Origin of the sequence: Neobacillus niacini, assembly GCF_030817595.1 — a bacterium.
Taxonomy (GTDB): Bacteria; Bacillota; Bacilli; order Bacillales; family Cytobacillaceae; genus Neobacillus; species Neobacillus niacini_G.
Window position 1 is genome coordinate 3,904,795 of record NZ_JAUSZN010000001.1, and the last position, 12,661, is coordinate 3,917,455.

A 12,661-nucleotide genomic window follows, 5' to 3' on the forward strand; every position below is an offset into this window, starting at 1 on the left:
TTTAATAGTACTATTAGCAAATACGAATAATGGAGATTCTAACATGAAACAATTATTCAAAATACTTGAATTTGTCACAGCCTTTTTCCAATTAAATCTCCTATGGCTTTTATTTTGCCTGCCGGTTATTACGATTTTCCCTGCAACCGTGGCAATGTACTGCGTAATCCGCCAGTGGGTATTACATAAAGACTATAGTGTTTTTCGGAATTTTTTCCAATACTTTAAAGAAAACTTTAAACAAAGTTTTGTCTTAGGGATTATCTGGATTGTTTTCGCTGGGCTGTTTTTCCTTAATTTTATGTTATTGAAAAACTTTGCTTCTTTCCAATATGTACTCTTATCTGTTTTAACTTTAATTGGTATAGTAATGCTTTTCATCACCATTTTTATTTTTCCAACCATTGCAAATTACAATGTTAATTGGACGACTGCAATCAAGAACTCCTTATTCTTTTCCATCAGATATATACTAGTTACACTATCGCTTATTGTCTTACTTATCTTAACGATATTAATCCTGTTCACGTGGAAGATTACCTTCATGTTTATTTTCTGTGTATACGCGTATTGTAACTACCATTTATGTAATATCGTATTTAACAGAATCCAACAACTGCAAACAACACAACAGTAAGCGCAGCAGCAAAAATGGATACCGCCACCGGCAGTATCCATTTTTATTTGTAACTTAAACCTTAATTCGCAACTGTCCGCCTGAGGCGGACGGTGTCCACGAGTGGTGCCTGTCACCTAGGTAGGTGACAGGCACACCGTTTTATTCATTTAGGTATGCCCATGCATATTGGGCGTAGAGTTCTGCGCCTGTTGCGAGGGCGTCTTCGTCGATGTTGAATTTTCCGTGGTGATGGGCCTATTCTGTGTCTTTTTCTGGGTTGCCACTGCCGACGAGGGCGAAGCTGCCTGGTGCATGGGCGAGGTATTCACTAAAGTCTTCTCCGCCCATGGTTGGTTTTTCGTTATAAACCACATGATCCCCAAATGCTTCTGCAGCAACTTTTTGCACTAGGTTTGCACTGTATTCATCGTTAAGTACCGCTTTAGTTCCACGAATATATTCCACATTTGCAGTCGCACCGTAAATCGCAGCTACCTGGTCAGCGTAATGCTGAAGCTGTTTTTCAATATAATCTCTCGTTTCAGGGTGGAAACAGCGAACCGTTCCTTCGATTACGGCATTTCCTGCTATAACATTGAACCTTGTACCAACAATCATTTTTCCTATCGTCAGAACGGCTGGATGCTGGGCATCAATGGTTCTAGATACTACGGTTTGTACATTCATGACAAAGGAGGAGGCTACAATGGCTGCATCAACACATGCATGCGGCATGGCTCCATGTCCGCCTCTGCCCTTGAACGTAACTTTAAATAAATCTGCTGATGCAAAGGATGGCCCAGGGGTACACGATACTTTATGCGTTGGCATCTGCGACCAAATGTGGATTCCAAAGACATTATCCACTCCATCCATTGCACCTTGTGCCACTAACACCTTCGCCCCTTCTGCTACTTCTTCAGCCGGCTGGAACAATAACCGTACATTACCTGGTAATTCTTCTTTTACTTCATTTAGCGCTTTAGCTGCGATTAATAACATAGCTGTGTGCGCGTCGTGTCCGCAGGCATGCATTTTCCCTTCTTCTCCTGACGTATAGGGTAGATCTTTGTTTAATTCCTCAACCTGCAACGCGTCCATATCTCCTCTTAGAGCGACCGTTTTACCCGGTCTTCCCCCTTGAATTTCCGCAATCACACCAGTAGGTTCAGTTTTCCTGTAAGTGATTCCTAATTGATCAAGGTACTCCGAGACAAATTGAGAAGTTTTAAATTCCTCCCACGATACTTCGGGTTCAGAATGCAGCTTTCGACGTAACTCTGTTAATTCTTCGCTGTATGTTTGAATCGCTGCTTTTATTTTTGCATGTATCATGATTATTCAGCCTCCGTTAACTTTTTGGCTGCTTCATATAGAACTTGAACAGCATTTGCTATGTCCCTTGAATCGGACCATTCTTCCGGACAATGACTTAACCCATCTTTACTCGGAATAAATAGCATTCCCACATTTGTAAAGTCTGAGAAGACCATTGCATCATGACCTGCACCGCTGTTAATCGAACACTTGGGAATACCAAGTTCACCGCTCTTTCTCTTCAGCAAAGAGACAATATCCTTGTTCATTTCTTTTGGTTGTATATATAAAAGCTGCTCAACACTAACCTCAATACCTTGCTTGCTATAAAAAACCGCCAAGTCCTTCACTTTTTGAATCACATTCAAAACATTTTCTTCCTTGCCTGAACGGATGTCCACTGTAAATACCGTCCTATCAGGAATGACATTTGCTCCATTTGGAAATACATTTAATCTTCCAGTAGTAACAACCGTTCCTTCCCCTTCTGATTCGGCAAGGTCTGGGAATTCCGCAATCATCTTAGCTGCGGTGACTAACGCATCAGCTCTACGATCCATCGGAGTCGTACCGGCATGTCCGGCCTGCCCCTTTACGGTTACTTCTAATTGAGTCAAACCAACAATGGCTTCAACAACTCCAATTGGGATAGCTTTTTCTTCAAGGATCGGTCCTTGTTCAATATGCAGCTCCAGGTATGCCTTCATGGTTTTCGGATCTCTTTTTTTCGGAAGCGAAGGATCGAGTCCTATTTCCTTCATGGCATCGACTGCATAAATTCCATCTTTATCTTTTAAACGATTAAAACCTTCCTCATCTAATAAACCTACGATTCCACGTGAACCCATCAGTCCGCCGCCAAATCTTGACCCTTCTTCTTCAACAAGAGCAATCACTTCTAGGGGGTATTTTGGTGTTAATTTATTCTGCGCAAATAGCGCCGCGACTTCAAGTCCTGCCACAACTCCCGCAGGTCCATCATAGGAGCCGCCATTTGGAACGGAATCAAAATGGGACCCAACCAGAACACTCGGAGCATCCTTTAGAGTTCCTTCAAGTCTCCCAAAAATATTACCAAATCCATCTTCCTGAACCGTTAAACCATATTCTTTCATTTTCTGTTTAATATATTGTCTTGCCTGCAAATCCTCATGACTATATGTAAGCCGGGTAGTACCTTTACCCGGTGTAGCGGTAAAGGTACTCAATGTATCAATATGGCTTTCAATTCTAGCCTGAACTTTTTCTAAATTTGTTTCTATTTTTGTTTCCATTTACACCAATCCCTTCTTACAAGAATCCTACAAAGATACCTGCTAGTATAACCGACACCATTGTAACGGTAATGAATCCTCCCACAAGCATAGGAGGCAGCATATTGCTGGTCAGCATTTCTCTTTCCTTTTCATCTTCTGTCAAGGATTTAATGACTTCGTTTGTGATAATGTAATCCGCTGGAAATCCATATAAAGCTGTAAGCGAAACAGCGAAAGCCATATCTTTGCTTACCTTTAAAATCTTTCCGGCAATAAATGAGAAGATATACATCCCGATTACGCCTAATACAATTGTACCGACAAGCGGATAGATAATTTCAAGCATCATGCTTGGTGTCGCTTGTTTTAATCCGTCAAAGATAAACAGCATAAGCGCCATGATCGCAAATCCGAAACCATTCGCTTTTTGTAAAACCTGCTTTTCCAAAAACCCTGCACTAGTGGCAATGACCCCGAACAATAAGCAAAGTACAAACGGGCTGATTGAAACCAATGGAGCTAATAGAGTGGAAGTTAGATAAGCTAGGTAGGCAACCAATGAAAGTCTTAAAAACTTAAAGAAGTCGGTATTATACTTTTCTGGCATATTCTTAAATAGTTTCAACTCAGGTTTGGCAGCTGCTGTAGCAGCAACTTCGGCAGCAGCCTTCCCTTGTGCTTTTTCCGTAAGTTGTCCGCTGCGATATTGTTGCAGTAGTCTCTTCCCTTCTTTTTTCAAAACGATAGAAGTGATTGGATATCCCGCAAATCCCTGCATAACATAAATGACGATAGCAAATACAGATAATGATGCAAGTCCTGCTTCCTTCGCACCTTCAGACATGATTAGGGCCGACACAACTCCACCGACTAAAGGAGGAATGGCAACAACCACTGTCTGATAGCCGAAAAAGAATGTTCCAATTCCGAATAATATCGCGATAATTCCTAATATTCCTGAGAGTGCAATAATGATCGTTTTCCATTGATTCTTCAATTCTTGAAGCGATAGTAAAGTTCCCATATTGGTAATTAATAAGTACATCATCATTGTCGCAACCACTGGCGGCACTCCTGCGAGTGCTACAATGTCTTGCGGGAAGAATGTCCAATATCCCCCAAGGAACAAGACGGCGCAAATGAAAATGGAAGGTACCCATGCCTTTGTGCGTACGGCAACTAAATCTCCAATAAATAAAATAAGCATAAGAATTACTAAAGCTAACATCTGTGACATGCAGAGTCCCTTCTTTCTGGTTAGATTTACTAAATTTTCGTCTTACGAAATATTTGATATTACTAGAATAATAATATAATTATATTTTTCAGTCAATTTAAATTATTGGAAATTTTCATGTAATCGTTTTCAACGAATTTATTACTTAAAAATTAAGCATTTTGTTATTTTAGAAAATAATTTCATTATTCTAATAGGAAAATAATATAAAAAATACGCTCTCATTCGAATGGAACGAGAGCGTATTTTGCGTTTTAGTTTTCCACGACTGGCACGAAAATTTTTTCGAACTGATAATCTCCATCTACTTCATTAATTTTAATAACCGAGGCGTTTTCAACCGGTTTGAAATTTTTTAAATCCTCTATTGGCCAATTCATCAGGAATGTTAAAAGCATGTGGATAAAAGCTGCATGGGTGACAATCACGATATTTTCGTAGCGCTGCTGCTTCCTCACACGTTCTACGATCGTGTGCATGAACATCGTCGCACGCAGGTACACATCCGCAAGCGATTCTCCATTTTGAAAGCGAAAGTAAAATTGCCCCGCCGCTTTGAACTCCTTCTTCTTTTCAGGGGGCCGATCTGAAAAATCATAAAGATTCCCCAGCTCCCACTCTCGTATTAATGGATTCTCGTAAAATGGAACGCTTTCTGGTAAAAGAGAATGAATAGCCTTAGCGGTTTGCATCGTTCTTAGATAAGGTGAACTGTACAGAACAGTCTTTGGGCTCACGATATTTTTGAAAAATTCAGCGGTTACCTGAGCTTGTTTATGCCCTAGCTCCGTTAAACTATGCTGTGAATCATGGGTATGCGACATTACAGTTTTATCCACATTATGCTCGGCTTCACCGTGACGGATGAGATAAATATTCAACCACTTCCAACCCCTCTGCTAGTCTATTACCTCTATTCTACTTCAGCTCGCTTCCCCATTACCCAGTAAACGTTCGACAACATTTTACAACCATAGAAAAAGGCACCTTCCGTTTGGAAGGTACCACACTTAAAAATTATTTAAGAATGTACGTATTACATCTGCTCCCCCAATAAGCGTTCCAAATGAACCCCCGATGTTGGTAAGGATGATGACGAGCAGGACCCTTGTAAATTTATTCCGCCAAAAGCCCTTAATGGAGAAAACATCTTCTGATAATGTTTCAAAGTCTGCGACACTTGGGCGTTTGATATAAGCTTGTACGATCCCTGAAACCCAGCCTGCCGCCAACAACGGATGTAAGGTTGTGATTGGCGCTGCCAAAAAGGCTGATAAAATAGCCAGTGGATGCGCTAAGGCTGCAGCCGCACCAATTGCCGCTGTAATGCCAGTCCAAAGTATCCAGCTAATCGCTTGATCCATACCAGCGGCCGGATTAAGAAAAAAGGTAAACGCAATTAGAGCAACAATGAGCACTGGAATGGCCCAGCCGATAATTTGGGGCGTTTTGGATTTTGGTTTTGTTTTAGTGAGAGCTTGTAAATCATGGTCACGATGAATTTCTTTTGTAATTCCCGGAACGTGCGCTGCTCCTAAAACCGCTACCACCTTCTTACCAGGTGCTTCTTTAATCTTTTGTGCCAAGTATTGATCTCGTTCATCAATTAAAGGCTTCTTTAGTCGAGGAAATGCTTCCGAAATTTCCGCTAGAGATGCATTCAATGTATCCTGCGTTTTCATTTTTTCAAGTTCTTCTTCAGAAATAGATTCTTTATTAAAAATGCTATAGAATATCGAAGTTAACAGCTGTCCTTTACCCCAAAAACTAACATTGCTCCAAATTCGCGAAAAAGTAATTTGGATATTACGGTCGGCTAAAACGAGCTCAGCCCCTATTTCTTTTGCTGATTCAATCCCTTGAATCATTTCCTGTCCAGGCTTTGTATCAAACTGCTTGGCCAATCGGTTTTGGAACGAAGAAATGGCAAGATTCATTAAAAGCAGTGTTGCCTTCTTTTCTTTAATGACCTTAAAGATATCCATCTCCTTCCATTTGCTACCTTCCATAATCGACTTATAGCGTTGATCATCCAATTCGATACAAACAGAATCTGGCTGTTCTCGGTCAATAACTTCTTTAACTTGCTCTACACTTTGCTTTGAGACATGAGCAGTACCAATTAATATAATTTCTTTGCCGTCCAAATCAATTCGAGTTATATTTTCTTCTGTCATAATCTACTTCCTTCATAAAAATATACTTATACAAAAGTCTCTCTCCTTATAATGAAGGACAACCAATAGAATTTCAACAGAAAGAATATCGACACACACAATCAAAAGTATTTTATAATTTACTAGATATGGTAAATACGAGGTGATCCTTATTCAACAGTTACGCTTACTTCAGCAGATAATCGATTATATCGAAGAACACATAAAGGACGAAATTGATCCAGAAAATCTAGCCGCCATGGCAGGATATTCCCCTTATCATTTTTATCGGGTTTTTCAAAAGCATACAGGTTATACCCTGATGGACTATGTAGTAAAAAGAAAGCTTCAATACGCATTACATGAATTAATCAATGGCAAAAGGATTATCCAAATTGCCATGGATTACGGATTTGAAACCCATGCTGGTTTTACAAAAGCGTTTAAAAAATGCTTTGGAAGTCCACCCAGCTTATATAAGATTCATTGCCCTAAATCACTGCCGCAAAAATTAGATTTAATTAGTATTCATCGAAAAAACATAGGTGGAATTGTGTTGCAGCCTATGATTGTTAAGAGGACGTCATTCAAGGTTGCGGGTAAAACATTCGAGATTACTATGAAAAATGTATCTTATACAAGAGATGCACCTGCGATTTGGGATCAAGAAGGATTGGCAGATGGTTCCATCGAAAGATTTCTCTATAAAACGCTAGCTCCTAAAAAACATGGGGAGTACTGTATCAACTTAGGTCCTTCAGTAGCAGAAGATAAATTCACTTATTTATTTGCTGTCGACTTAGACAAAGATACTTCGCTTCCTGATGGGCTGACACCTCTGCAACTGCCAGCAGCAACTTATGCTGTGTTCAAAACCCCTTTGGTTGAAGTCGAGAAGTTTGCTTCAGCTATTAAAGGAACATGGAAATATATTTTAGAGGATTGGTTCCCACAATCATCTTATGAAGTGGATGAAGAGGCATATGACTTTGAATACTATGATGAACATTGCCACCACTGGGATTTTGAAAAGGTCTATATGGAGATTCACATTCCAATAAAAGAAAGAGGGTAGCTCATCACCCTTAGATTGTCGAGAAAGGGTATTTTTCTCGGTATTTTTTTCACTGAGTCTGACCTATCTATTTTTCATAAAAATATTTCACAAGATATATGGTACTCCTGACTGTAGGTTTTGTCCTCAATCCGGGCGATTGTGGACTAATCTTACTTCCATCCACAAGGAGTTGTCCTTAACCAGGGGGCTTGTGGACTAATCTTACTTCCTATCCACAAGGTTTGTCCTCAATCAGGGGGCTTGCGGACTAATCTTACTTCCTATCCACAAGGATTTGTCCTCAACCAGGGGGTTTGTGGACTAATCTTACTTCCTATCCACAAAGATTTGTCCTCAACCAAGGGGGGTGTGGACTAATCTTACTTCCTATCCACAAAGATTTGTCCTCAACTATGGTGCTTGTGGACTAATCTTACTTCCTATCCACAAGAATTTGTCCTCAATCCGGGCGCTTCAGGACCTACCCATATTAGAAAAATGCTATGCATTGTCAAAGTTATAAAAAATAATGGCTGTCGAGAATTTCCCCGACAGCCTGTAGGTGAAAGATCACCCTCTGATACTAGTTTTTCTCATAATATTTCTATAGAGAAATAAGACAGGCATTAAAATAATGGCACTAACCATTACAGCAATTTTGATGGTAAAGTTTGAAGCGATCGCGCCAATCACAGGACCACCTCCAATTTGACCAATAGCGTCTACCTGACCTTTGACTGAAAAAAAGGTAGCACGTGTAGAAGAATCCGGGATGATTTTATTCAGCCAAACACTCTCTAATGGATACATAACGCTTCTCGAAATTTGGATGATGATATAAAAAATTAACAAACCAACAGCGAATGTGGTGAAAGCAAAACCAATTAATGCACCAATAATTAGAATGCTTCCTATAAAGAGGGCCACGTAAATATGCTTAAGCTGCTGGTGGATGGAACTATTATCAATGAAATGGAGTGCAGCAAATGTAAAAAGAACAACAATGAATTGAACCCCGCCCATCAGCAAAACTAACTGACTCTCCGATAAATTTGATAAACCTGATTGCTCAATAATATGTGGAATCCACAGGCGGTCAAAGCCCTCACTGTATAAGCCAAAAAATAACGCAATCAGAAATAGGATTCTCATCAAATAATTGACTCTAGAAAAATAAAGAATTTGACTCATATTTTCCTTAATATTCTTCCAAACCGATACTCTCTCCACTTTTTTAGCTGGGTTAAAATTCTCTTCTTTCATAAAGAAAATTAACAGGATGGATAGTACAACCAGCCCTATACCGCCTAAAACAATCGGTAGATTAAGCAGATAATACCCTGCCAGCATACTTAATGGAATGGCAAGGACTTTTCCAAGATTACCTGCCTTGGCCCCTTTGACAAACGCCGAAGAAGCACGTTCTTCCCCAATCTCATCTGCAATCCAAGCTTGATGAGATCCACTTGTAAAGGTATAGCCAATCCCCCAGATAATTTGAGATAGAATCACAGCCGTAAAAACCGGAAACATTCCTTCTATCATGAACCCAATTCCAATTAAGAAAAAGCCAATAATGACAGATAGCTTTCTGCTTTTTAAATCGGAAAGAATTCCAGTAGGAATTTCAAAAAGGAATACAGTCGCCTCCAATACCGTTCCCACTAAAACCAGCTGCAATGGATTTAGTTGAACAGTTTCTACGTGATATAACAAGTTGACGGTAAATACAAAGGTAAAAAACAATTGTGATAAGAAACAGGTGTAAATATAAACCTGATACGGATCTTTTTTCTTTAATAAATTCATCTTCTTTCCCCCTCACCTAAATCATAAGACCAGGGAAGGCATATTTCTTTTCCTAATTTGCGATTATTAGAGAATAAATTTGTCCGAGTATTCTAAATTTTATATACTTAATAGTGTAAAGACGTGTACCATGGGGGTAAGAAACTTGGAGTATTTATTTGAACCTGTAGAAGAAAATGTATATGTATTAGCCATTTGGGATTCTCAATGGAATTCTTATAATAACTGCTATTTTATTGTAGAAGAAAAGGGCATTACTTTAATAGATTCCAGCAAAGAAGTGCATGCTGCCTATTTGTTAGCAGCTCTAAAACAGCTGGGAAAGTCACCAAAAGACGTTAAACTCGTGTTAGCTACCCATGGTCATGAAGATCATGTACAAGGTACAGCTATCTTTAAAAATGCTAAGAAATATATTCACCATAAGGAACACAGCTTTATTGAATATCCAGAACCAGATGAATTTAATTATGATTTGTTAGACCAAGGAGTGATTCAGAACTTTGAATACTTCTGGGTTGGCCACCACACTCCTGGCTCGCTTGCTTTCTACCACCAGCCATCTAAAGTCCTTTTCACGGGAGATTTCCTCTGTTTTTTCGGTGATCCACTTTCAAAAGATGGATTAGTCTCAGTTGGGAATGACCTTAGACACGAATGGCTGGAGTTTTTACGCAATGGAGGAGTTTCAAAAGTCGAACTACATGGATTTTTAAATGGACTAAAGGCTATGAATGTTTTTGATGTAGAAGTTATGTGTACCGGGCATGGCGGGGTGCTCGTCGGGGATATTAGATCCTTTATTACAGATTTGCTTTCTGTAGGTAACAAATTACAGGTTGTGCAAGTGGACAGTTAAGTTTGAAGCAGCATTAAACTCAAACTAGGTGTTTGGGTTTTATGCTGCTTTATTGAACTTCAGCTATCCTTTTCTTTCAGCCTCACTAATCGGAACGCCGCCTGCTTTTACTCCCATCGATTCACGAATCTTAATTAAGTCAGCAACTTGTGAACTATTTAATTCATTCGACTTTTTCAAAATATGGTTGGAGTACATAAGAATAGAAGCACAATGTTCGAGGGATTCCATTCGGAAATACGCCTCCATTAAATCTCTTCCCCATGTAAGTGCTCCGTGATTCGCCAAAAGAACAGCATTATGTGTCTTGCAGTAAGGTGCAATGGAATCGGGAACTTCTTGTGTTCCAGGTAACGCATACGGTGCCACTGGTACATTCCCTAACAGGACAATTGCCTCTGGCAGAACTGGTTGATCCAAACTTATTCCTGCAACTGCAAAAGAAGTGGCTACTTGCGGGTGAGCATGTACCACACCATGGACTTCAGAATTTTCATTGTAAACCCTCAGGTGCATTTTCACCTCAGATGAAGGCTGTAATTTTCCGGATAGTACATTCCCAGAAAGGTCCATCTTCACCATCATTTCAGGAGTCATAAACCCTTTGCTTACCCCAGTTGGTGTCGTCCATATTTCAGTGGGACTTACTTTCACGGAGATATTTCCATCATTCGCGGCTACATAATTTCTGTTATACATTCTTCTGCCGATTTCACAGATCATTGCTCTTGCTTCGAGATCGGAATAGTATTGTTTGTTATCATGCATAAGTATAGAACTCCTTTTTCAGCAGAGTTTTTTCAACTTTAATCATCCATTAACAATATTCTTATTTTATCATTTTCCGACAGAAGACACCCATTTCAAGGAATGTGAAGGGCATAGCCCAATTAGTAAGTGGAAGATGAATGTCGGTTGGCGATAGCCAAAACTTTACTCAATTTGGTATAATAAGAACAAATGTTCCTGATGAGTGAGGTGACAATCAATATGTTAGTTAATAAATCCTATAAATTTCGCATCTATCCAAACAAAAAGCAGATTGAACTCATTAATAAAACCATTGGCTGTTCCAGGTTTGTATTCAATTTCTTTCTCGGCAAACAAAAAGAAAAAGATGCTTACTGGTATATCTGCGAAGAAATGGTTCAAAACGGTCAACTTCAATCAAACAACTGGAAAGGCAAGTGCTTAAATAAATATGAAACGGTTAAGGCGGTTAAAGAATTAAAAAAACAGTATTCTTTCTTGAAGGAAGTCGATAGTATTGCCTTGCAAAAATCAGCAGAAATTATAGCTGATTCTTTCGATAGATACTATAAAAAACTAAATAAATATCCACGATTTAAGTCTAAAAAGAATCCAATTCAATCTTATACAACCAAGCATACAAACGGAAACATTTCCATCATAAACAACTATATCAAACTTCCTAAACTTGGACTCGTTCGTTTTGCAAACAGTCGTGAAGTTGAGGGACGTACTCTAAAAGCTACGATTAGACGGAATCCTTCAGGCAAATACTTTGTTTCGTTAGGAACAGAAGTGGAAGTTGCAGAACTACCGAAAACTCAATCAGCTATTGGGATAGATGTTGGACTGAAAGATTTCGCCATTCTTTCAAATAGAACAACGTACTCCAATCCAAGATTCTTCTGCACATTAGAAGAGAAATTAGCAAAGGCACAACGAATCATGAGTAGACGAACAATAGGCGGTGCGAACTGGTATAAAGCTAAAATTAAAGTAGCTCTTATTCATGAAAAGATAGCGAATACAAGAAAAGATTACTTAGACAAAATTTCTACCGAGATTGTCAAAAACCACGACATTATTGGAATAGAAGATTTGTCTGTTAGTAATATGTTGAAAAGTCACAACCTTGCCAAGGCCATCAGTGAAGCAGCATGGTCAAAATTCAAAACCATGATTGAATATAAAGCGAAATGGTATGGTAAACAAGTCGTGACAGTAGCAAAAAACTTTCCATCCAGTCAGCTTTGTTCGTGTTGCGGCTATCAAAATAAAGACGTTAAAAATCTTGGATTGCGTGAATGGGAATGTCCTAAGTGCCATAACCATCATGATCGAGATATTAACGCTAGCTTAAATCTTAAAAATGAAGCCGTAAGACTACTAACCGTCGGAGCGACGGGGATCGCCTAATCAATAACTAGTGGATACACTGGTGTTCTTAGGAATCTCCCGCTTCAAACAGACCATAAGGTCGTTAAGCGGTGAGTTGTTCAAGGTTGTGCAGTAAATTTGTTAGAAACCTTTTTATGTATTCTATGATAAACTATGAACTTTTTAAAACAAAAAGGAAAGAAATGAAGCAACCTATTGGAAGT

The 12,661-nt window shown here is 39.2% G+C and carries 10 protein-coding genes and 1 pseudogene; 4 read left to right on the forward strand and 7 right to left on the reverse strand.

Annotation, left to right across the window (positions count from 1 at the left end; translation table 11 throughout):
• Nucleotides 1–43: 43 nt before the first annotated feature.
• Nucleotides 44–637 carry a YesL family protein gene (locus QFZ31_RS18555; RefSeq protein WP_307305548.1) on the forward strand — a complete coding sequence of 198 codons (594 nt, stop codon included), beginning with the start codon at nucleotides 44–46 and terminating at the stop codon, nucleotides 635–637.
• Between the two features lie 141 nt (nucleotides 638–778).
• Here the strand turns inward: QFZ31_RS18555 and QFZ31_RS18560 are convergent.
• The 5 genes and pseudogenes from QFZ31_RS18560 to QFZ31_RS18580 form a co-directional block, all read right to left on the reverse strand.
• Nucleotides 779–1,954, reverse strand: a pseudogene (locus QFZ31_RS18560) (amidohydrolase).
• A gap of 2 nt (nucleotides 1,955–1,956) precedes the next feature.
• A complete protein-coding gene (locus QFZ31_RS18565) occupies nucleotides 1,957–3,210 on the reverse strand; it encodes a Zn-dependent hydrolase (protein ID WP_307305552.1) in 1,254 nt (417 codons plus the stop codon).
• Nucleotides 3,211–3,226: 16 nt separating this feature from the next.
• Nucleotides 3,227–4,429: a hypothetical protein gene (locus QFZ31_RS18570; protein ID WP_307305553.1), complete on the reverse strand. Its 1,203-nt coding sequence runs from the start codon at nucleotides 4,427–4,429 to the stop codon at nucleotides 3,227–3,229.
• Nucleotides 4,430–4,683: 254 nt separating this feature from the next.
• On the reverse strand, nucleotides 4,684–5,310 hold the full coding sequence (locus QFZ31_RS18575; protein ID WP_307305554.1) for a histidine phosphatase family protein: 627 nt from the start codon (nucleotides 5,308–5,310) through the stop codon (nucleotides 4,684–4,686).
• A gap of 129 nt (nucleotides 5,311–5,439) precedes the next feature.
• Nucleotides 5,440–6,606 (reverse strand): TraB/GumN family protein, encoded by a 1,167-nt coding sequence (locus QFZ31_RS18580; RefSeq protein ID WP_307305556.1) that lies wholly within the window; start codon nucleotides 6,604–6,606, stop codon nucleotides 5,440–5,442.
• A 142-nt stretch (nucleotides 6,607–6,748) separates the two neighbouring features.
• Here QFZ31_RS18580 and QFZ31_RS18585 point away from each other — a divergent pair, with 142 nt between their 5' ends.
• The gene (locus QFZ31_RS18585) at nucleotides 6,749–7,660 is read left to right on the forward strand and encodes an AraC family transcriptional regulator (protein WP_307305559.1); all 912 of its coding nucleotides are present in this window, start codon (nucleotides 6,749–6,751) and stop codon (nucleotides 7,658–7,660) included.
• Between the two features lie 552 nt (nucleotides 7,661–8,212).
• Here QFZ31_RS18585 and QFZ31_RS18590 read toward each other — a convergent pair.
• The gene (locus QFZ31_RS18590; RefSeq protein ID WP_307305561.1) at nucleotides 8,213–9,451 is read right to left on the reverse strand and encodes an MFS transporter; all 1,239 of its coding nucleotides are present in this window, start codon (nucleotides 9,449–9,451) and stop codon (nucleotides 8,213–8,215) included.
• Between the two features lie 145 nt (nucleotides 9,452–9,596).
• Here QFZ31_RS18590 and QFZ31_RS18595 point away from each other — a divergent pair, with 145 nt between their 5' ends.
• Nucleotides 9,597–10,310, forward strand: a complete 714-nt coding sequence (locus QFZ31_RS18595; protein ID WP_307305563.1) for an MBL fold metallo-hydrolase — start codon at nucleotides 9,597–9,599, stop codon at nucleotides 10,308–10,310.
• A 63-nt stretch (nucleotides 10,311–10,373) separates the two neighbouring features.
• Here the strand turns inward: QFZ31_RS18595 and QFZ31_RS18600 are convergent, their stop codons facing one another.
• Nucleotides 10,374–11,078 carry a class II aldolase/adducin family protein gene (locus QFZ31_RS18600; RefSeq protein WP_307305566.1) on the reverse strand — a complete coding sequence of 235 codons (705 nt, stop codon included), beginning with the start codon at nucleotides 11,076–11,078 and terminating at the stop codon, nucleotides 10,374–10,376.
• A gap of 222 nt (nucleotides 11,079–11,300) precedes the next feature.
• On the opposite strand from QFZ31_RS18600, the gene tnpB reads away from it, so the two are divergent.
• The gene (gene tnpB / locus QFZ31_RS18605) at nucleotides 11,301–12,476 is read left to right on the forward strand and encodes an IS200/IS605 family element RNA-guided endonuclease TnpB (RefSeq protein WP_307305568.1); all 1,176 of its coding nucleotides are present in this window, start codon (nucleotides 11,301–11,303) and stop codon (nucleotides 12,474–12,476) included.
• Nucleotides 12,477–12,661 lie beyond the last annotated feature (185 nt).